Raw genomic sequence first — 22,454 nt, forward strand, 5'->3', positions numbered from 1 at the left:
TCATAGTTAAGATATGGATAAAATCCTTGAACATTTGGCCAAATTGGGGCAAGAACTGAATTTGCATCCTTACAATTCGGTTGCGACACAGAAATTATGTTATTCGTTTGACTAATAGCCAATGGAGAAAGGAAAACTAGAATAAACTTAATAAGTAGTTCTTTCATACATTAAATAAAATTGAATGGTGTAAGAATCTTGAAATAAAATTATTAATACATCTACTGGTTTTGAATTATAAACAGAATTAGCTAAAACAATTTCCAATGTTACCCAACGATCACAAAATCCTTCGTCCTCAAATGGAGAAGAAGATTTAGCTTCAACATTATAATAAATATCCCCTGCATCTAAATAATTACCGGCAACCGTAATTTTTTTAAAATAGCCTCGTTCCTTGCATTTTCCATCCTTCCACTTTTTAATTTTACCGCATTCTAAAAATTCCAATTCATAATAATCATTATCAGTTTGCTGAACCACATATCCACCACCTCCACCAATCAATTTCCAGCGGCCAATGAGTAGCTGTGCTTCATTATCGAGCTTATCCTTTTTGCAGGAAAAAAGAAGGAGGGAGAGGAGTATAATTAATGTAAATCTCATAGCGCTTATTTATTTTTTTTCCAATTCAGCAATGCGTTTATTGAGTTCTAAAAGATAGAGAGTAAGTTCCTCAATTTTTTCCTGTTGCTTTATTATGATTGTTTTTAGTTCTAAGCCTTCCTCTTCAACTACAGGTGCACTGAGCGGACAAGGTTCCTGAAATAAAAAGAAAAAAGAGGAAGAGGTTTTTCATAGAAAGGTCAGATTTACTATTTTAAAAATAAAAATTCGAAAAATGATTTTTTAAATTTTTCTTATATTAAGATTATGTTTTTAAATTTTTGCTTTGGATAAAAATTCTTAGAATTTATTTGAAAAAAATTGAATCCATATAGTTTATTTCTCCCGAACAAAGTAATTAGCTCGCGGATAATAATTATATGAAGTGGAATAGGATGCGTTCAATGGACGACAATTCAAAATTAAAGTATCCGAAGGATATAATTCACAAATTAAATCCATATTTGATGCGTTACAATTATGATTTATTTGAAAACGAGTGAAGGAGCTTGTGAACATAGAAACACAATTCTTTTTCCAACATTCTATCAATTTGTCATTCTGATAAAAGGAAATCTTTCCATTTGCATGAAATTCAACCTCATAATTGTATCCATAATCGTCAGGATATAAGGTGTCAATAACACTAATAAAATTTCCGTTATTAATCCAATATACCTTAGAATAGGTCCATTTCCATACACCAACCAATTCATGGTAATCGCCTTTAAAATTATCTTTTTTGCAGGAAAAAAGAAGTAGGGATAAAGCTATGAATAAAAATATGCGCACGTTAAAGAGGTTGCATTTTAATTAAATAAATTGAATGTTATACATAAATGATATAAAGTAAACCCTGATTTTATAAGTTAAATTTATTCCTTTAAAAAACAGTTTCCCCGAATATATCCATAATGACCATCACTATAAGTTTCAAAAGGACGAAAGCCCGGAATTACAATGGTGTCTGGACGATATAGTGTTAAATTAGCATCTGCGTCACTATCATTACAATTATGGTTAATCCAAAATTCAACTTTTGATCCGTAATCGTGCCAATACTCAATGCAATTCTTTCGCCAACATTCGTTAAGATTTCCGTTTTGATAAAATGAGATTCGGCCATTCTCATGAAATTCAATGGAATAAGAATACCCCACATCAGCGGGGTAAATTGTATCACCGATACCTACAACTCCGACATTATCTGTAATTAGTGTTTGAGTATAAATCCAATTCCACGTTCCTACCAATTCATGGTAATCGCCTTTAAAATTATCTTTTTTGCAGGAAAAAAGAAGGAGGGAAAGGAATATGAAAATTGGTAATCTCATTTATTATTTCAGTTTTTGGAAGGCAGAATGCAGTTCACTTCTCCCGAACAAAATAATTCCATCTGCCATATGCATTATACAAATTAGGATAGGATGCCTCTAAAGGCCTGCAATCGAGCGATAAGGAATCTGGGTGATGAAGATCAACAAATAAATCTGATTCAGTGGAGTTGCAATTGTGATTGATATCGTAAGATGCATACGTACCAAGTGTGTACCGATGAACACAGTTTCTTTTCCAGCACTCTACCAATTTATCATTCTGGTAAAAGGAAATCTTTCCGTTTGTATGAAATTCAACCTCATAATTGTACCCATAATCCGCAGGATATAAGGTGTCTATTACACCCATCCAACCTCCAGTAGTTGACCAAGTCACTAAGGTATGAGTCCATTTCCACCTGCCAACTAATTGATGGTAATCGTCTTTAAAATTATCTTTTTTGCAGGAAAAAAGAAGGAGGGATAGAGCTATGAATAAAAATATGCGCATAATGCTTCAGCTAATATAGTTAAAAATGAAATTGAAAGCTAGCATTGATACGGTCATTTAGGCGAAAAATGGTTATTTAAGTAAATTGAAATTTACAAGGGAAATTTACCGTTTAATTATTCGGAAAGTAAAGGCTTTTTGTTAAGTAAATTCATTTCTATGCCAATGCTAAAATCAATCCATTTAGGTTCTTCATATTGAAATTGATTTCGGCAATTTACCTGCAGAAACCCTCCAAACAAAAAATTTCCTTTTATGTTGAAATTTTTATGCGCAGAAAAAAATAAATAATAAGGTGGGTCAATTTCTCCTGAATGAAATCCTCGAAATACAACCATCTCATTTTTTTCATCGTTGATATAATAACGTTTATTTTTTTCCCAAGTGAAAAGCTTTAATTTTCCTCCAATGGAAAATTCTAGATTATTTTGAAATCTATATCCTATGGAAAGGGGAATATTAATTGAAAGGCTATTGCTTAAATCCTTATATTTTGCGCTTTCACCATAATAATATAATGCCGTATCTTTATTTAATATTAAAGCATATTTTCTTTCAAAGTAATTAATCTCAGCTTGCAAAAATAAATCGCCCAAAAAATATTGTTTAAATCCAAGTGAGAATTGATTTGAAAAAGTATTATAATAACTGAATCGTGATAAGTCGGGTCTGGACGAGGGAGTAAATGGAATCGAATCAGGCATCTGAATATCTCCATATACAAAATTGTAAACAATGCCATAATTTGCGATGACTGCATTGTTGTCAAGTTTTTGTTTTAGTTGGGCAGAACAAATTAGAGTTGAAAAATAACAGAAAATCAATAGTAAATGATACACTATTAATTCTCTGCTTTTTAAAATTGTGAAATAAATCATTTATTTTTTATAAAGGATGTACTGTTTTTTCATACCTGAATAAATTTCAGGTTCCAAAATCTAAAAAAAAAAATGAAAAAACAAAACAATTCATGACCATTTTTGGTCAATATGACGAAAAAATGAGCTGTCTAAATTTCTTTTACGGTTTACCGCATACCTAATACTTAACCCAGTATAAAATGTACTTTTTTTTCCTTCAGTAAAATATATTCCGGCCTTGCAGAAAAACGACGAATGGTTTTTGCTAAATGGGGCGACAAAAATGGATATAAACGGATCATTAATCGTTTAAATTCATTCCTGATAGTTGTTGTAAGCAACATACTTGTTTCAGTACCCCGCTGTTTGTTGGGAAACAAACGGAAGGGTGATTTGCTTTCATTCATTGCTCCTTATGCAATTCTGAAGGGTTTGCCCTGCTGATATTTTTTAATTGAAATAAAATGGACCATTTTTTTTGAAATGAAGCAGATTGATAAACCAGGATATAATTGAGCAATTAAATAAGCTTCCCCATCAGGTTTTGAACAGTTTACCGCTTTCCTTCTGATAAATTCCTTGTTTTTGTGAATGATTTTTATTCACGCGTATCATCTTGTTCTTCTTCTGCATTTTTAATTTCCTATCTTTATCCCATGCTTTTTTCAGAGGTAATTGGTCAGTCTGCCATTAAGGAGCGTCTTGTTCGCTCGGTGCGCGATAATCGTGTTTCGCATGCGCAGATGTTTTTGGGTCCCGAAGGTTCCGGAACTTTGCCCCTGGCATTGGCTTATGCGCAATTTTTGTTATGTACCGATAAGCAGGAAAACGATGCCTGCGGTAAATGTCCCTCCTGCATAAAAGCCGCAAAGCTGGAACATCCCGATTTGCATCTTTCATTTCCCATTGTAAAAGAGGGGACCAAAGTGGAGAAGGCCGACGACCGCATTGCTGAATTTCGCAAAGTGGTTTTGGAACAACCTTATCTTCCCTTGCGTCATTTTCTGTCGGAACTCGATGAAGAAAGTAAGCGCCCGATTATCGGTACCGAAGAAGCAGGTTCCATTATTCACAAACTCAATTACAAGGCCTACGGTGGCGAATATAAAATTCTGGTGATGTGGATGGCGGAGTATATGAATGAAACCGCTGCCAACAATTTGCTTAAAATCATTGAGGAACCACCGGATCAAACGCTTTTTATTCTGGTAACGGAAAACGCAAGCAGTATTTTGCCAACCATCTTATCGCGTACGCAACTCATCAAAGTACCTGCACTGGGTGATGAGGAAATTATGCAGGTACTGGTGGCAGATCACCATATTCCCGAAGATGAAGCGCACAATGTATGCATGCTGGCCGAAGGAAATTACTGGGCGGCGCATAGCCTGGTGCTCGACCTCGAAGATTCCGGTTATTCCATGCAAACCTTCCGTGCCTGGATGTTGCTTTGCCATAAGAAAAATATTCCCGGAATTCTCGATTGGGTAGAGGAGGCGGCTCGGCTTACGCGCGAACAGCAAAAGAATTTTGTGCGATACGCCATGCACATTTTCCGTCAGTGCATTATCGGAACCTATACCGACAATGAACTGCTGAGGGCGCGCGAAGATGAGCGTGATTTTATTTCTAAGTTCGCTCAGTTTGTGCATGGTTACAACATCGTGGATCTTACCGAAGAATTTAATAAGGCCCATTATTACCTGGAACGAAACGCCAATCCCAAGCTGGTCTTCCTGCAACTTTCCTTTCGGGTAACCACCCTCATGTTTCCTAAAAAATAGACATTCCCTCTCCAAACAGAGGTTATACGGGCTTTTTTTAGCGTCACCCGCAGGGTGATAACAGCCGCAATTTTTAACAGCCGGCCGTGTACAGTTTTTCGCTGTAGAAACGTCCTTTTTCTTACCTTTGTTCCTTAACCTAAAATCCACTTATAGAATGGCATGTGAATCTTGTTCCAAAAATGGAAGTGGAAGTCCTGCAGGATGCCGCAATAATGGTCTCTGCAGTACGGGCGGTTGCAATAAAATGGAGGTGTACGACTGGCTTTCCAATATGGAGATGCCCGAAGGACACCGCACTAACGATATGGTTGAGGTCCGCTTTAAAAACGGACGTAAAGGTTTTTACAAAAACAATCAGAATCTCTCACTTTACACAGGTGATGCGGTAGTGGTGGAAGGAAATCCCGGTTTCGATGTGGGGATGGTTACCATTGCCGGGGAATTGGTGAAAGTGCAGATGCAAAGAAAAAATGCTTCGCCCGAAGCGCAGGACATCCGCAAAGTACTCCGTAAAGCAAAACCGGAGGATATTGAAAAATGGAAAGAAGCCCGCGATCTGGAATATGAAACCATGCATCGCGCCAGAAAAATGGCGATTGATCTGGGACTTGAAATGAAGATCAGCGATGTAGAATACCAGGGCGATAAAACCAAGGCCACGTTTTATTACACCGCCGAGGGGAGAGTCGATTTCCGTGAACTGATTAAAGTAATGGCGGAGCAATTCAAAATCCGCATCGAAATGCGTCAGATCGGCGCGCGTCAGGAAGCATCCCGCCTGGGAGGAATCGGATCTTGCGGAAGAGAACTTTGTTGTTCCACCTGGTTAACCGATTTCAGAACTGTATCTACCAATGCAGCGCGATACCAGCAATTGTCGCTTAATCCGCAAAAACTGGCCGGACAATGCGGAAAACTAAAATGCTGCCTCAATTACGAACTCGATATGTACGTGGAGGCCTTTAAAGATTTTCCGGAAGGAAATGTGCGCTTGCAAACGAAAAAAGGAACGGCTTCGCATATTAAATCAGATATCTTCAAAAAAATGATGTGGTTTGCCGTGGAAGGAGAATTCGGAGCGAACAGCATTGTTGCATTGAAAGTGGATCGCGTTAAAGAAATTATTTCCATGAACAAACGCGGAGAACAAATTGAAGACCTCTCCGGATTTGTAGAAACTACGGTGGTGGAAAAAGAACCGGCATTCGATAATGTTGTTGGACAAGATTCGCTCACCCGTTTTGATGAAAAGCGGAAGAAGAAAAACAAAAACAATAACAACAAAGACCGTAGAAATAACGGACCACGCCAGGAGCAAAAGCAAAATTCGCAACAACCGAATCAGCAAAAGCAACAACGCCCGCCGCAACAAAAACAAAACAACAATCCGCAGCAGCAAAAGCAGCAAAACCCGCAACAGCGACAACAAAACCCGCAGCAGCAAAACGCAGCGCCGAATCAACAAGGTGCTCAGCAAAAACAGCAGGGAAATCAACAAAAGCATCGTCACTTTAACAAAAACAAAAACAGGAACAACCCATCACAGGGTGGACCCAAACAACCGCCACAACCATGAGGAATTATTTTTCATTGGCTATGTTATGTGCAATTCTGCTTTCATCCTGCGGAGAGGCTGCGTTTTTTGATAAGAGCGAAGCCATCGAAGGAGAAAGCTGGAATTGGAATAATCCGGTGGAGTTTAATGTGGATGTAAAAGACACCGTAAATGCATTTGATTTTTATTTAAAGCTGCGCACCACCAAGGGGTATGAATACAGCAATATTTTTGTATTTGTCACCACCACCTTTCCCGATGGAAAAATGAAAAAAGACACGGTGGAATGTCCGCTCGCCGATGAAAGCGGTGCCTGGTATGGAAAATCATCGGGTAGTTTGATCGATAATAAAATCTTATTTTCTCATAAACGCATATTTCCCCAGCAGGGCAATTACAAATTCATCATTGAACAGGCCATGCGCGAAAAGGAATTATCGGAGATTGCCGATGTGGGATTGCTCATCGAAAAAAGTAAATCGAACTAATGGCCAGTCAGGATAAATCGGATAAAAAAAACAATTCGGAAGGATTGGGAAAACGCGGACGAAGAATCATTCTCATCATTTGGTGGATGATGGTGCTGGGTCCCTTTTTAGGCGGATGGTTACTGATGTTTCTTGTTTCATTCGGAGATCTTCCCAGTTTTGAAGAACTGGAAAATCCGAGCAGCAATGAAGCTTCGATTATTTATTCTGCCGACGGACAAACACTCGGAAAATATTTCAAAGAGAATCGCGTCAACGTAAAATTCAATCAGATTTCTCCTTTTGTATTCGATTGTCTGGTATCCACCGAAGATGAACGTTATTACGAACATACCGGAATCGATTTTAAAGCACTGCCACGCGTTATTTCAGGAGCGGTAACGGGAAATACCAATCGCGGAGGAGGAAGTACGCTTACGCAGCAATTAGCAAAAATGTTGTTCCATACCAAAGCAGGAAGTACGCTGGAAAGGGTGGGACAAAAATTTCAGGAGTGGATCATCGCATCACGACTGGAGCGATCCTACACCAAGGAAGAAATCATGACCATGTACCTGAATAAATTCGACTTCATCAATAATGCAGTAGGAATTCATTCAGCAGCCCGTGTTTATTTTAATACCACGCCCGACTCCCTGAAATTGCATGAAGCAGCATTATTGGTGGGGATGTGTCAGAATCCCGCTATGTACAATCCGAAACGCTTTCCGGAACGCGCTTTAAAGCGGAGAGAAATTGTATTGTATCAATTAATGCGCAATGGAGAAAACGAACATGTGCATACTAAAATTACGAGAGAGCAATACGATTCATTACGACAACTTCCGCTGGGACTCGATTTCCAAACGGTGGATCATATTGAAGGACCTGCACCCTATTTCCGTGAAGAATTAAGAAAAGAATTAACGGATTTGTTTGAGAAAAAAGATGAAGACGGAAATTATGTGTATCACAAAAAGGACGGATCCAAATACGATATTTACAAAGACGGTTTACGCATTTACACCACCATCGATTCGCGCATGCAGAAATATGCCGAGTTTGCCGTTTCGGAACATTTAGGAAAAGAATTACAAAAAGATTTCGATAAGGATAACAAACGCTGGAAACGCGCTCCTTTTTCGAACGACATGACGCAGGAGGATATCGACACCCTGATTCTCGACGCCATGCATCGCTCTAAACGTTACCGTATACTTTCGGGAATACTGTGTGGCAATTGCGAACGTACGAAAGACATGAAAGAGAGTGGCGGATATCACATTTGTGGTTATTGTGGCGACTCCATTCCACAACGAAGCGAATCGGCGATTGATAAAATTTTTAATACTAAAACACCAATGCGGGTGTTTACCTGGAATAAAAAAGGAAATGAATTTGATACGTTAATGAGTCCGCGCGACTCGATTATCTACTATAAAAAATTCTTGCAGGTAGGATTGGTTTCCATGGATCCGCATACCGGATTTGTTAAAGCATGGGTGGGCGGACCAAACTTCAAACACTTCCAGTACGATCACGTTCGTCAGGGAAAACGTCAGGTAGGTTCAACATTTAAACCCTTCGTTTATGCTGCTGCATTCCGCGATCGCGTTTTAAGTCCATGTTCTTCTGCACCGGATATTGAGCATTGTATTGAAGTCCCGCTTACAGCCAAAACCACCAAATTGTGGTGTCCGCGCAATGCAGGCGTGAAATATACCGGAGAGCAGATTCCATTGTTCTGGGCGCTTGCCGCATCGATGAATAATATCACGGCATTCATTATGCAAAAAGAAAAACCTGCATTGGTAATTCGACTGGTGGAAGATTTGGGAATACCAAAAGGATATCTCGATCCGGTTCCTGCCATTTGTTTGGGAGTATGCGATTTATCGGTACTCCAAATGGTAGGAGCGCAAAGTGCATTTGCCAATAAAGGAGTTTATATAAAACCCATTGTGTATACCCGAATCGAAGACCGCAATGGAAATGTGATTTTGGATATTCAACCGGAGACCAATGAAGCAATGGATGAATATACCGCTTATGCCATGCTGGAAATTATGAAGGGTACCACAAGTGGAGCGGTTAATCCATTCACGGGAAAAGTGGCAGGTACGGCATTAAGGATACGTAGTAGTCGTCCATACGCCGGATTTAAAAATCCCATTGCAGGTAAAACAGGAACAACGCAGAACAATTCCGATGGTTGGTTTATGGGATTAACACCTGATCTGGTAACCGGAGTGTGGGTAGGTTGTGAAGACCGCAGTGTGCGTTTTTCGAGAACCGATTTGGGTCAGGGTGCCAATACCGCCATGCCGATTTGGGGTTATTACATGAAAAAAGTGTTGGCCGATAAATCATTGAAAATTTCCACTTCCGATTTCGAACGCCCCGAAGGATTTCCGGAAGAGTTTTTGAATTGCCGCGATGCGATCGGTAATTCTGAAATATGGAAAAATGTCCAGCTGAACGATGTGGAAATTGATCAGTTTGATATGGACAATGGTTCCGGAGAAGATGATATAGATATTAAATCAATTGATAACTGATTATGAATAAAGTTGTAAAAAACGCAACAGAAGCGATTCAAGGAATTGAAGATAATATGACGCTTGCACTTGGTGGTTTCGGCTTATGCGGAATTCCGGAAAATTGCATTGCGGCATTAGTGAAAAAAGGTGTAAAGGGTTTGACTTGTATTTCTAATAATGCGGGGGTAGATGATTTTGGAATCGGACTCATGCTTCAGCAAAAGCAAGTGAAAAAAATGATTTCGTCGTATGTTGGAGAAAACGCAGAATTTGAACGTCAGTTATTAAGCGGCGAATTAGAAGTCGATCTGATTCCTCAAGGCACACTGGCTACCCGTTTAATGGCTGCCGGTTACGGAATGCCGGCTATTTACACACCGGCAGGAGTAGGAACGGAGGTTGCTATAGGTAAAGAAGTGCGTAATTTCAACGGAAAAGATTATCTGATGGAATTTGCCTTTGAACCGGAATTCGCCATTGTAAAAGCATGGAAAGGGGATACACAGGGGAATTTAATTTTTAAAGCCACATCGCGCAATTTTAATCCGCTGGTTGCAATGGCAGGTAAAATTACCATTGCAGAAGTGGAAGAACTGGTTCCGGCAGGAGAATTAAATCCGGACCATATTCATCTCCCGGGAATTTATGTACATCGTATTTTTCAGGGAAATAATTATGAAAAGCGCATCGAACAACGCACCGTTCGTAAACACTGAAATTGAAATCTATTTTTCATACGCTAACAAACAGCCCGTCCATCATAGTGAGCGGGCTGTTGTGTTTTTTCATCAGTGCTTATGTTTTAGGTAAGTCGGGCGGACAATTTATTTCCTGGGATATTTTTGGTTATTACCTCTATCTACCCGCAACATTTATTTATCATGATCCCGGTTTACATGATCTTTCTCCGGTACATCATGTTTTGGAAGTGTATCAGTCTACCCCCACACTTTACCAGGTAGCAGAGGTAGAATCGGGAAATCATATCATCATGTATTCGATGGGAATGGCAATGGTGTATTTGCCGTTTTTTTTATTTGGACATTTAACTGCTTTCATCGGTGGATATCCTCCGGATGGTTTCTCTGCTCCTTATGAATTTTGGATGATGGCCGGAGATATATTTTATTTGTTCGCCGGTGTTTTATTATTTCGAAAATGGTGTCGATTGTTTTTTTCGGAACAGATCACCACCTGGTTAATTCTTGCACTTGTTGCGGGAACAAATTTTCTTTTTCTGCAAGTCGGCATGATCGGAATGCCGCATATTTATCTCTTTGCATGGTTTACACTCGCTTTAATTTTAATGCACCAATGGTACCTGCGTCCAACAAAAAAAACGGCATTTTTTCTGGGAATTACATTGGGCGTTTTAACCTTGTGCCGACCTACCGAATTACTGATTTTGCCATTGATGATCGCATGGAAAATTAAATCGTTTGCAGAATTTAAGTCGAGATTAAACTGGTTGTTTTCAGACATGAAAATTCATTTGCTCGTTTTGTTTTTAGGTGCATTATTGATTGGCTTTCCGCAATTATTTTATTGGAAATGGTATACCGGAAAATGGCTGTTTATGAGTTATACCAATCCGGGCGAAGGATTCGATTTTTTACATCCGCATATCTGGAACTTTCTTTTCAGTTTCCGGAAAGGTTGGTTGATTTATACGCCCTTGATGATATTGAGTTTTTGGGGAATGATGGAGTTGTATAAAAAACAAAGAGCTTATTTCTTTCCTGTTTTATTTTTTATCCTGCTTAATATCTGGGTGCTGTCGAGTTGGTCCAATTGGTGGTATGCGAGTAGTTTCGGTCAACGACCTGTGATCGATTCCTATGCTGTGATGATGCTTCCACTGGGTTATTTATTAATGAAAGATGGAACATGGAAAAAAATAATTGATGGATTTTTATTCTGCTTTATATTCCTGAATTTGTTTCAAACCTGGCAAATGGAGAACCGGATTTTGGACACCTACCGTTTAACGGCAGATTATTATTTTAAAACTTTTTTGCGGACAGAAATTCCTCCTGGTGCAAAAAACGATTTACTGGTGGACCGCGAAAAAGCATTCCGTGAAAAATGCTTAAGCGACTCCAGCATGTACCGGCACAAATTGGAATTTATTCAGGATTATGAATTTCCGGAAAACAGAGGGGGCGGATTTTTCACTAGTGATACTTCTTATTCGGGAAAATTAAGTTATTGCCTGGCAGAAAAGGATGCACAAGCCCCGTTTTTAAAGGTGGCCTATCATGAAATAACGCAGCTGGATCATTTCTGGACAAAAATAGAAGCAGAGGTAATGCCCTTGAGTCCCATCGATTCCATTCGTCCCGTTTTCTTCGCTACCATGCTGAATTTCCGCAATGAGGGCTATGCCTGGGAAGGTCATGATCATTCGGAATTTCCAGAACTTAAGCAGGGACAATGGAACAAGGTTTCTTTCTGGTATTTAAGTCCCGAAATTCGCTCTGAAAAAGATATTTTTTGTGTTTCTTTGTGGATGACGGGTTCTGGTCGTATCCTCATTGATAAGTTGACGATTCGTACCTATTCCCGCGATTAAAATTTTTGAATTATGGCATTGGATAAAAATCAGATTGCACAACGCATTGCTCAGGAGTTGAGAGATGGAATGTATGTTAATCTCGGTATCGGAATTCCCACACTGGTGGCCAATTATATTCCCGATGGAGTTAATGTGGTCTTGCAATCGGAAAACGGATTGTTAGGGATTGGTCCCTTCCCCTTCGAAGGACAAGAAGATCCGGATTTAATCAATGCCGGTAAACAAACCATCACCACGGTGCCGGGCTCTGCATTTTTCGATTCGGCATTGAGTTTCGGAATGATTCGCGCAGGGAAAGTGGATCTCACTATTCTTGGGGCCATGGAAGTTTCCGATAACGGAGATATTGCCAACTGGAAAATTCCCGGAAAAATGGTGAAAGGAATGGGCGGTGCAATGGATTTAGTTGCTTCTGCAAAAAATATTATTGTGGCCATGCAACACACCAATCCCAAAGGGGAAAGTAAATTACTTCCGCAATGTGGTTTACCCATCACCGGTGTGAAATGTGTAAAACGAATTGTTTCTGATTTAGCAGTGTTGGAAGTAACGCCCAAGGATGGTTTTCGTTTAATTGAACGCGCTCCGGGTGTTAGTGTAGAGGAAATTGTGGCAAAAACGGCAGGCCGGCTGATTGTTGAAGGGGAGATTCCTGAAATGAAATTCTGATTCGGTGCTTCGTTTCATCGAATTTATACGTAACCAGGAACGCTGGTTTTTCTTCTTGTTTGTTGCAGCATCCTGCAGCGTGTTTTTTCTCACGCGCCACTTTGTAACGCTCGACGGACCCGCACATTTGTATAACGCAGGTTTGCTGGCCGAGATGATCAAGGGGAATTCATCGCTTTATGATTATTACGAATTTAATTCTCTACTCATCCCGAATTGGATGGGACATTTTTTCCTCAGCTTCTTTCAGTTGTTTTTGCCCGGTGAGTGGTCGGAAAAATTGTTTCTGGTTTTATATGTATTTGCATTCAGTTATTCCTTTCGCTTTTTTGTAAGGCAATACGATCGCAAAAACGGAATGATCAGTATTCTCATTTTGCCATTTGTATTTTCAACTTTTCTCTATTTCGGATTTTACAACTTCAGCATCGCATTTGTTTTTTTATTTCGATTACTGGGTGTTTTAAAAAAATACGAAGGCAAGTACGATATCCTTTTTTATTTGCGCTTTTCCGGATTGTTACTCTGCATTTGGTATTCGCATATTACGGTGTTTGTTTTCGCTTTATTATTGACCGCTTCATTGCGTGTTTTCCATCACTATTTGAAAGGCATGGTCTGGAAAAAATTTCTGCGTGAATCAGCTTTTCTTTTTATTGCGGTTTTACCGGGAGTAATTCTCACCCTGCTCTATAAACAGAAATACGGGAGTCCGGATGGATTCAGTTATCTGCCGGTCGATGAAATTCACCATTATTTTTACCGCATACAATCCTTTGTTCATTATACCACCGACGAAGGAAAATTTAATTTCTATTTTTTCTGGTTTTTTGTCGGCTCCATTGTGGTCTTGCTGTTCTTTCGTATATCTGCAAGGGGACCACACTCTCCGCTGATTTTGGATAGTGATATTTTATTCATCCTGGCCATTCCTGTAGCCATTCTCTGTTACGTGTTGCCCGATAGCGATTCCAAGGGCGGTTATATCATCATACGGATGAATTACATGTTCTACTTGCTGATTTTTTCATGGATTGCCACACAGCGATGGAACTCATTGTTGCAAATGATTTCTGTGGCTGGAATTTTATTGGTTTTTGCTGCAGAAACACGGTTCAGGACAAAAATTCAACTTGAAGCTTCACGCATGGCTTCCGATATTTATTACGCGGCAGAATTATTACCCGATCAGGCGGTGGTATTGCCGGTGCAGTTATCCTCCAATTGGGTTACCGGACATTATTCCAATTACCTCGGAGCCGATAAACCGGTTATTATTCTGGAAAATTATGAAGCGGCTCAGGATTATTTTCCTTTGCGCTGGAAAGCGAATAGTCCTGCCTCAGCCCTGTGGCCCAGTGCAGATGCGATTTGTCTCGAAAAACCTGAGTTTTTTGGGGCACAATATCCGCTTATTACTCACGTTTTTATTCTTCATGGCGATTTGCAAGCTTCAGAAAGCTGTAAATCAACCATGAACACTCTCCTGCAAAATAACGCTGAATTAAAATATTCTTCGCAGTTTTGCAGTCTGTACGAATTGCGATAGATCATACAATCAATGAAAAAGAAAGTAGCCGTTATTGGTGCCGGTCCAGCCGGAATTACTGCAGCCTATGAATTAGCAAAAGCGGGTGTGGAAGTAGAGGTTTTTGAGGCGAGCGATAAAGTGGGCGGGATGGCAAAGACCATTGATTTGTGGGGACAAAAAATCGATATTGGTCCGCATCGTTTTTTCAGCAACGATACCCGTGTAAATAAATTATGGCTCGAAGTGGCGGGGAAAGATTACCGCATGGTGGATCGTTTAACCCGGATCTATTACAAGAAAAAATTCTTTTTCTATCCCATCAAAGCATTCGATGCACTATTTAAATTGGGTATTGGTACAGCCACACTATGTGTGACGAGTTACATGAAGGAAAAAGTTAAGCCGACTAAAATCGACGGTTCATTCGAAACCTGGGTGACTTCCCGCTTCGGATATAAATTATACTCCATCTTTTTTAAAACGTATACCGAAAAATTATGGGGAATTTCCTGCACGGAATTGGATGCAGATTTTGCCGCACAACGCATTAAAAAACTTTCGCTGTGGGAAGCCATTAAAAATGCAGTTAAAGGTGGTAAAGGAAATAAACACAAAACACTCGTTGATCAATTTGCTTACCCCACCGGCGGTACCGGAATGATTTATGAGCGAATGGAAGAATACATCAATGCACATGGAGGGAAGGTCCATCTGAAAAAACCGGTAAAACGCGTTTTAACCAAAAATAATTCCGCCTACGCATTAGAATTGGAAGATGGTACCTTGAATGAATACGATGAAATCGTTTCTTCCATGCCGTTTTCACTGATGGTATCGCGACTCCCGGATGTGCCTGCTGAAATAAGTAAACATGCATCTGATCTTACTTACCGGAATACCATTATCGTTTATCTGAATGTAGATGCCAAAGATTTATTTCCGGATAACTGGCTGTACGTACACGAAGCGAAATTGCAAATGGGACGAATCACCAATTTCAGAAACTGGGTTCCCGAAATCAACAATGGAAAAGAAAGCACCATCATTGCAATGGAATATTGGTGTTACAACGAAGATCAATTGTGGAACAGCAGCGATGAAGAATTAATTGCGCTTGGAAAAAAAGAATTGCTGGAAACCGGATTAATCGGAAAGGCAACTATTACCGAAGGATTCGTTTATAAAATCCCACGTTGTTATCCGGTATACTCCAGAGGATATAAAGAGAAACTTAAACCTGTAGAAAAATACCTCAGTTCTATTGATCACCTTCACGTAATCGGCCGCTATGGAGCCTTTAAATACAACAATCAGGATCATAGTATTCTGATGGGACTACTCACGGCAGAAAACATTACGCTCGGTACAAAACACGATCTTTGGGAGATCAATACCGACTATGAAGATTATCAGGAGAAATCTACAATTACTGCTACGGGTCTTTCGACCGAAGCATGACGTCTTTTTTTCGATCGGATAGAAGCACCGCAATTTTATTGTGCATCGGATTTTTATTATCACTTGCACTCCGCTGGCAAAACATTCAATCGGAACCCAAACAACATTTCGAAGGCATAACGGCTCATGCATTGGTCACCATGAAAGTGTGGGAGAAAAGAGGAGGACCATCCGCCTCGCATTTTGCTCCCATTTTTACCTTTCCTGAACCCGGAAATAAATACATAGCTAACGGACATCTCCCCGGTATTTACAATGCAGCAGGTGATTTTTATTATGTATCCTATCCGCCGCTATCATTTTTAATTCCTTATTACGTTTTTAAATCAATAGGTGCTCCTATCAGTTTTAATTCCATACGGTGGTTTGGACTCCTCATCGAATTGTTGGTGCTGCTTTTTTTATTTGATTTAGTAAAACGCATTTTTTCTGCCCAACAAAATCCCCAAGCCAAAAACCTTGCACTTACTGCGGCCTTGCTTTATTTGTTTTTACCGGTTACACTCTGGTACCAGTGCAACTTTTATTTTGCCGATAGTTTAATGCAATTGTTCTATATCATCATGGTTTGGTTGTATTGGCGACATAAACAGGAAAATAAAATCCTCTTCTTTTTCTTGTTATTGCTGCTTGCTTTTATTTCTTCTTTAACCGATTGGTTGAGTTATCTGGTCGTTTTTTCCATTTCCATTTTATATGTAAAGCAGAAAAAATATTCCCACGCCGTATTCATTCTTTTACCAATGGCGCTTGGCTTGATCAGTATGTTATGGTTGTATGCTCAAATTGCAGGTTGGTATGAATTATTAAGCGTATTAAATAAAAAACTAATTCTGCGAAGTGGTTGGAGTACCGAAGATTTTTCATCCGAGGGATTGTCCTACTTCACCTGGCACTCCTACGAACGTATAATTTGGTTTTTTGCAAGTGGATTTGGATTACTCTTGCTTTACAGTCTAAGCTCCATTGGGTATAAGCGAAAATTTTCGGTTGCCGATTCAATGTCCGATTTAAAATTTATTTTTTTTGTCCCCGTTTTATCCCATTTAATTCTGCTGTTTAATTTTAATGTGGTGCACGATTTTTTCGTGTTAAAATGGAGTTTTATTCTCATTTTACTTGCACTGCCCCTTTTCTCTTTCATTCTTCAGCAACAGAAAAAGTGGATGTTCATTTCCCTAATAGTTGTATTGCTGGGCAACAGCATTATTTATCGGGCCTTGTACTCCCGTTCGGAGGGGAACTATAGGTTGATTGGGAATCAGATCAGGCAATGGGCTACTGACGAAGAACGAATTTATGTGAACAAGGGATTTTATTATAATCCCATAGCCGTGTTTTATGCAGAACGAAATTATTGCTCCAAAGGAAATGCAGAGCTGGCATACAGAGATGCCGGGAATTATAATCAGCCATTATTGTTTTTTGCTTTTTCAGATCATTCACTCGATTCGGTGGTTCATGTTTCGCTTTCCGACGAAAAGAAGATTATCTTTAACCATAGCAAATGAATTTTAGAAAGGCATATCGGTTCTATGTCCAGCTCCTATTAATGCTGGTCCTCTTTGCCTTTTCCATTGTTGTTCGTCAGTCCAATTTCAATCAACCACTCGGTCGTCACCATGAATGGATTTCCGCTCATACACTGGTTACGATGAAAGCCTGGGCCGAGCGGGGCGGACCTGAACATTTTCATTTTGCACCTCTCTACACCTTTAAAAATGTACCCGATAAACATGTGGGAGTATTGGGTGGAGTAGAGGACAGTAATGGCGATTTTTATTACGTTTCGTATCCGCCGCTGGCTTATCTTTTGCCCTATTACTCCTTAAAACTATTCAATGCAGGCTTCACCAGTGCCAACTTGCAAATCTATTCACTGGTCTTGCATTTTTTTACGGCCTTCATGCTCTTTTTACTTCTGATACAGCTAACAGGAAAAAAAATTTATACCGATTGGTTATTCATTCCGCTCTTAGGTTTTGCCTTATATCTCTTTGCTCCCGGTTACCTTTGGTTTCACTCCAACGTTTATTTTGTGGATGTGTTAATGCAGTTCTTCCTTTTTGCATTGCTCTTGATTTTTCACAAAGTGTTATTGCTGGAGGAAAAACCTGATTGGAAATTTTTGTCACTGCTCTTCGCTATTGTGTTTCTTTCTATTTATACCGAATGGCTCGGTGTATTTATTTCATTTTTCTTTTTCCTCTTTCTATTCGTATGGAGCATCCTGAAGAAAAGTCGGAAATTTATTTCCGTTATGTTAATCATAGCCGCTGCCACCTCGTGTTCGTTGGGGACCACCTTTTTGCAATACAGTTCTATTGCAGGCAGCGATAAGTTCATTCAGGCTTCGGTAGATAAATACAAGATGCGTAGCGGACAAAGCGATGATAAGGCGGAATATGGAATTTCAATTTCAAATCCGGAATCCTACACGTTATTAAATCGTCACCTCACGAATAATTTTATTACGGTAGAGAATATTTTAGGCTTTAGTGTTTTACTTTTTCTTATTGGATTAATGCTTTCTAAAAAATCATTTGTAACCCTCACACAGGGAATTATTCTTCTGGTTTTTTTATTTGCCATCGGCTTGCACATATTCGTCTTTTTCAATTTTAATGCATTGCATGATTTTGGAACACTAAAAACGGGTGCACTCATGATTGTTTTTTCCATGGTGTTTTTTCAGCGTGCCTACCATGCGATTAATAGTAAATGGCCCCGCTATTCGTATTTGTTTTTTATTCCGGTTCTCCTTTTTTGCGGTGTAAAAATTTTGCAGTCCATCGATATCTATCAGCGCGATAATTCACTTGCTACATTGCGCAAAGAAAACCTTGAAATTGGTCATGCCATTAAAACATGTGCACAGGCCGACGAAAAAGTGTTTATCGACATCTGGCCTTGCCCCGAGATCATGTATTATGCAGAACGCAATCCGCTTCCCGAAAAGGAAATGAGTAATGCCATCAAATTCATGCGCGATTTCGGAATAGAAAAGGGAGTATATATCCGAAGTGAAAACGGAGGAGTAAAAGAAGTGTTCCGGATTAATTCGGCGGGCGACAGCTTAAAAATCAAATAAGATTTTCAACTAAACGTGGTATTAAATTAAACGACCAGATTGGCTTTGCGATCCAGGTTGCGTTTAATATCATCCAATTCGCCTTTCGGAATGGCGTTGATTAATTTCCGGGTGTAGTCGGTTTGTGGATTAGCGTAAATGCGATCGGCCGAATCCATTTCTTCCACTTTCCCTCTGTTCATCACAATCATCCGGTCGCTCATAAATTTTACCACCGATAAATCGTGCGAAATGAAAATGTAGGTAAAACCGAATTCACGTTTTAATTCGTTCAATAAATTCAATACCTGAGCCTGTACAGATACATCCAATGCAGAAACGGATTCATCGCAAATGATAAATTTCGGTTGTAATGCAAGTGCACGCGCAATGCAGATCCGTTGACGCTGTCCGCCGGAGAATTCGTGGGGATAACGACTAAAATGACTGGCACGCATGTTTACACGTTCCAGAATTTCTACTACTTTATTTTTTCGTGCTTTGTCCGAATCAAGAATACCGTGAACACGCATGGGTTCCATAATCGCTTCACCAATCGTCATGCGCGGATTTAACGATGAATAGGGATCCTGGAAAATTATTTGAATGTCTTTTCGGATAGCACGCATTTCGCTTTGAGATAAGCGTGTAATATCTTTTCCGTTGAAAATTATTTTTCCGTCGTGCGGATCAATCAATCGCAATATGGTTCTTCCAAGTGTGGTCTTACCACAACCGGATTCACCGACCAATCCTAACGTTTCTCCGGGATAAACATCAAAGGAAACATCATCCACTGCTTTAACGTAGTCGGTAACTTTTCCGGTAAGACTTCTTCCAACCGGGAACCAGGTTTTTAAATTTTTTACATGCAAAATCGGAGTCTTGGCATACATGCTTTCTTGTTCCGACTTCCGTAATTCCGGATTTTCTTCCAGACTGCGAATTAATCCTTCAACAGAAATATTTGTTTCGGTGATGGTGTCATTGTCGTCGCTCGACATAAAATCGCTTACCGTAGGAAGTTTTCGCAAGCGCCTTCCGAGTTTTGGACGGCATGCCAATAAACCTTTCGTGTAAGGATGTTGTGGATTGGTAAAAATATCGAGCACGGTTCCCTGTTCAACAATTTTCCCTTTGTACATTACCACTACACGATCCGCTAATTCAGCTATAACACCCAGGTCGTGGGTGATGAAAATAATTCCAAGATTATTCTTCACCTGTAAATCATTCATCAGGTCAAGAATGGTCTTTTGTACGGTTACATCCAGCGCAGTGGTCGGTTCATCCGCAATGAGAATATCCGGATTACAACTCATCGCCATCGCAATCATTACACGCTGTTTTTGTCCGCCCGATAACTGGTGTGGATAGGCGTCGAAAATTCGTTCGGGACGTGGAAGTTTTACTTGTTTAAACAATTCGATTACGCGTCCTTTTGCCAGTGCTCTGCTTTTTGAAAAAACGGAATAGAAAATACCGCCGCCAATTAATGCAAAGCCTGCACAAGCTAAAATCAGGGAAACCACAGGAGCCATTCCTTCCGATACAAACGTGATCAGGGAAAAGAAAAATGCAACAGTAGAAGCGAGATAAAAAAGATTGCGGTGCGATTCTAAAAAATAGCGCAGCTTACTTAATTCGGGAAAGGATTCATGTTTCAGAATGGCTTCGGTAACCTGATCACCACAGGTGAGAACAGGATTCAGCGAGGTCATGGGCTCCTGGAAAATCATCGCCAGTTTGTTACCGCGATAGGATTGCATTTGCTTTTCGGTAGCCTGTAATAAATCAAGCGGTCCCTTTTGCGCATCATGGTAAATAATCTGACCACCGGAAATTTTCCCCGGGGGACTCGGAATCAATCGCATCGCCGAGAGGGAAGTCACCGATTTACCAGATCCGGATTCACCCACTATACCAATGGTTTCACCCTTGTGAAGGACAAAAGAAACATCGTTTACCGCTTTGGTAACAACACCATCACTGGTGAATTCAGTCACCAGATTTCGCACTTCCAATATGGGTTCCTTTGCCATGGCAGGTTTTATTCTGAGGAGGCTAAAAATAAACTTATTTGGCAATAAGAACAAATGAAGTTGGTTCCCTTAGACGAGTAGCGCTTTTCGGCCTTTGGATTCCAATAAAATCACTGATTTTGAATGGGGCAAACAGGCAGTATTTTAGGTTCCGGGCATTGCGGGAACCCCTTTAGAGACCTATTTTTGCTGCTCAATTAGAAAAAATCATGGAAAATCAGGTAAAGATTGGTCTGTTTGGCTTCGGATGTGTGGGGCAGGGATTGTATGATGTTTTATCCCAAAGCAGGGGATTTAAAACTCAGATCAAGAAAATTGTGGTGAAGGATAAAAACAAAAAGAGAAGTCTTCCCGAACATTTGTTTTCGTTTGATAAAAATGAAATCCTGAACGATCCGGAAATTAATCTGGTGGTGGAGTTGATCGACAATGCGGCTGATGCTTTTGAAATTGTTTCTACAGCACTCAGGAAGGGGAAAAACGTAGTGAGCGCAAATAAAAAAATGATTGCGGAAAATTTTGAAGAATTAGTCCGCATTCAAAATGAATACGGCACATCATTGCTTTACGAGGCTTCATCTTGCGGATCCATTCCCATTGTGCGGAATCTGGAAGAGTATTACGACAATGAATTACTTCGTGCGGTGAGCGGAATTTTTAATGGTTCTTCTAATTACATCCTCACTAAAGTGCAGAATGAAAATCTCGATTACGCCACTGCTTTACATCAGGCACAGGAACTTGGCTTTGCAGAGAGTAATCCGAAACTGGATGTGGAAGGATATGATGCCAAGTTTAAGTTGATTATTGTGGCCGGACATACCTTCGGCGTTTTCGCAAAACCGGAAGAAGTTTTAAATCTCGGCATTCAAAATCTTGCACTGGGTGATGTTGATTTTGCAAAATCGCGCGATAAACGAATCCGCCTGGTAGCAAATACATTTCAACTCGATGATGAACGCATTACCTTATTTGTAACACCGCGACTGGTAGGGAAAGAAGATCAGTTGTACAATGTGAATAATGAATACAATGCCGTAATTCTTGAAGCTGCATTTTCCGATAAGCAATTGTTTGTAGGTAAAGGAGCGGGCGGACATCCAACCGGTTCTGCAGTTCTCTCGGATATTTCTGCAAACACCTATCAATACCGTTACGAGTACAAAAAATTTCATCAGACTTCCCGTTTTGCCTATTCCACAGATTTGGAACTCGAAGTTTATCTCCGTTCGAATGATCCAAAATTATTTGATGAACTCCATTTTACTTCCATCTCCGAAAAAGGAATCAATTATGTCACCGGAGTGAATTATGTCATCGGTGTGCTTTCACTTAAATCATTGATTGAAAATAAAGAAAGAATTAACCAGTCAGGAGCATTCCTTGCTGCCACCGGAGAGGTTATTCTTGGAGAGGGAACGCAAAAAGAAAAATTGCATCTCACCGAAAACGTAGGGGTGAATTAAA

At 39.9% G+C, this 22,454-nt stretch carries 18 protein-coding genes; 12 read left to right on the forward strand and 6 right to left on the reverse strand.

Features of this window, described 5'->3' with window-relative positions; translation table 11 throughout:
* Nucleotides 1-147 precede the first annotated feature (147 nt).
* The 5 genes from K1X56_07935 to K1X56_07955 all read right to left on the reverse strand — a co-directional run bounded on the left by K1X56_07935 (nucleotide 148) and on the right by K1X56_07955 (nucleotide 3,700).
* Nucleotides 148-606, reverse strand: coding sequence for a hypothetical protein (locus K1X56_07935; GenBank protein MBX7094633.1), 459 nt, complete (start codon nucleotides 604-606; stop codon nucleotides 148-150).
* A gap of 875 nt (nucleotides 607-1,481) precedes the next feature.
* Entirely contained in the window at nucleotides 1,482-1,940 is a 459-nt protein-coding gene (locus K1X56_07940) for a hypothetical protein (GenBank protein ID MBX7094634.1), read from the reverse strand.
* 34 nt (nucleotides 1,941-1,974) lie between these two features.
* Complete coding sequence (locus K1X56_07945) at nucleotides 1,975-2,433, reverse strand: hypothetical protein (protein ID MBX7094635.1); 459 nt, start codon at nucleotides 2,431-2,433, stop codon at nucleotides 1,975-1,977.
* Nucleotides 2,434-2,549: 116 nt separating this feature from the next.
* The gene (locus tag K1X56_07950) at nucleotides 2,550-3,311 is read right to left on the reverse strand and encodes a hypothetical protein (GenBank protein ID MBX7094636.1); all 762 of its coding nucleotides are present in this window, start codon (nucleotides 3,309-3,311) and stop codon (nucleotides 2,550-2,552) included.
* A gap of 167 nt (nucleotides 3,312-3,478) precedes the next feature.
* A complete protein-coding gene (locus tag K1X56_07955; protein MBX7094637.1) occupies nucleotides 3,479-3,700 on the reverse strand; it encodes a hypothetical protein in 222 nt (73 codons plus the stop codon).
* Between the two features lie 180 nt (nucleotides 3,701-3,880).
* On the opposite strand from K1X56_07955, the gene K1X56_07960 reads away from it, so the two are divergent.
* The 11 genes from K1X56_07960 (at nucleotide 3,881) to K1X56_08010 (ending at nucleotide 18,966) form a co-directional block, all read left to right on the forward strand.
* Nucleotides 3,881-5,077: a DNA polymerase III subunit delta' gene (locus K1X56_07960; protein MBX7094638.1), complete on the forward strand. Its 1,197-nt coding sequence runs from the start codon at nucleotides 3,881-3,883 to the stop codon at nucleotides 5,075-5,077.
* Between the two features lie 157 nt (nucleotides 5,078-5,234).
* Complete coding sequence (locus K1X56_07965) at nucleotides 5,235-6,656, forward strand: hypothetical protein (GenBank protein ID MBX7094639.1); 1,422 nt, start codon at nucleotides 5,235-5,237, stop codon at nucleotides 6,654-6,656.
* Nucleotides 6,653-7,123 (forward strand): gliding motility lipoprotein GldH, encoded by a 471-nt coding sequence (locus K1X56_07970; GenBank protein ID MBX7094640.1) that lies wholly within the window; start codon nucleotides 6,653-6,655, stop codon nucleotides 7,121-7,123. The genes K1X56_07965 and K1X56_07970 overlap by 4 nt, the downstream gene beginning before the upstream one ends.
* Entirely contained in the window at nucleotides 7,123-9,660 is a 2,538-nt protein-coding gene (locus tag K1X56_07975; protein ID MBX7094641.1) for a transglycosylase domain-containing protein, read from the forward strand. Before K1X56_07970 ends, K1X56_07975 begins: the two co-directional genes overlap by 1 nt.
* On the forward strand, nucleotides 9,660-10,358 hold the full coding sequence (locus K1X56_07980) for a CoA transferase subunit A (GenBank protein MBX7094642.1): 699 nt from the start codon (nucleotides 9,660-9,662) through the stop codon (nucleotides 10,356-10,358). The genes K1X56_07975 and K1X56_07980 overlap by 1 nt, the downstream gene beginning before the upstream one ends.
* Nucleotides 10,359-10,405: 47 nt before the next feature.
* Entirely contained in the window at nucleotides 10,406-12,214 is a 1,809-nt protein-coding gene (locus K1X56_07985; GenBank protein ID MBX7094643.1) for a hypothetical protein, read from the forward strand.
* 12 nt (nucleotides 12,215-12,226) lie between these two features.
* On the forward strand, nucleotides 12,227-12,886 hold the full coding sequence (locus K1X56_07990) for a CoA transferase subunit B (GenBank protein MBX7094644.1): 660 nt from the start codon (nucleotides 12,227-12,229) through the stop codon (nucleotides 12,884-12,886).
* 4 nt (nucleotides 12,887-12,890) lie between these two features.
* Nucleotides 12,891-14,435, forward strand: coding sequence for a hypothetical protein (locus tag K1X56_07995; protein ID MBX7094645.1), 1,545 nt, complete (start codon nucleotides 12,891-12,893; stop codon nucleotides 14,433-14,435).
* 12 nt (nucleotides 14,436-14,447) lie between these two features.
* Nucleotides 14,448-15,875 carry an FAD-dependent oxidoreductase gene (locus tag K1X56_08000; GenBank protein ID MBX7094646.1) on the forward strand — a complete coding sequence of 476 codons (1,428 nt, stop codon included), beginning with the start codon at nucleotides 14,448-14,450 and terminating at the stop codon, nucleotides 15,873-15,875.
* On the forward strand, nucleotides 15,872-17,386 hold the full coding sequence (locus K1X56_08005) for a hypothetical protein (GenBank protein ID MBX7094647.1): 1,515 nt from the start codon (nucleotides 15,872-15,874) through the stop codon (nucleotides 17,384-17,386). The genes K1X56_08000 and K1X56_08005 overlap by 4 nt, the downstream gene beginning before the upstream one ends.
* A gap of 41 nt (nucleotides 17,387-17,427) precedes the next feature.
* The gene (locus K1X56_08010) at nucleotides 17,428-18,966 is read left to right on the forward strand and encodes a hypothetical protein (protein ID MBX7094648.1); all 1,539 of its coding nucleotides are present in this window, start codon (nucleotides 17,428-17,430) and stop codon (nucleotides 18,964-18,966) included.
* Nucleotides 18,967-18,992: 26 nt separating this feature from the next.
* On the opposite strand, the gene K1X56_08015 is transcribed toward K1X56_08010, so the two are convergent.
* Nucleotides 18,993-20,987 (reverse strand): ABC transporter ATP-binding protein, encoded by a 1,995-nt coding sequence (locus K1X56_08015; GenBank protein MBX7094649.1) that lies wholly within the window; start codon nucleotides 20,985-20,987, stop codon nucleotides 18,993-18,995.
* A 209-nt stretch (nucleotides 20,988-21,196) separates the two neighbouring features.
* Between K1X56_08015 and K1X56_08020 the strand changes: the two genes are divergently transcribed.
* On the forward strand, nucleotides 21,197-22,453 hold the full coding sequence (locus K1X56_08020; protein ID MBX7094650.1) for a homoserine dehydrogenase: 1,257 nt from the start codon (nucleotides 21,197-21,199) through the stop codon (nucleotides 22,451-22,453).
* Nucleotide 22,454: the final 1 nt, after the last annotated feature.

This window comes from Flavobacteriales bacterium, from assembly GCA_019694795.1.
In the GTDB taxonomy this organism is placed as follows: Bacteria; Bacteroidota; Bacteroidia; order Flavobacteriales_D; family UBA2798; genus UBA2798.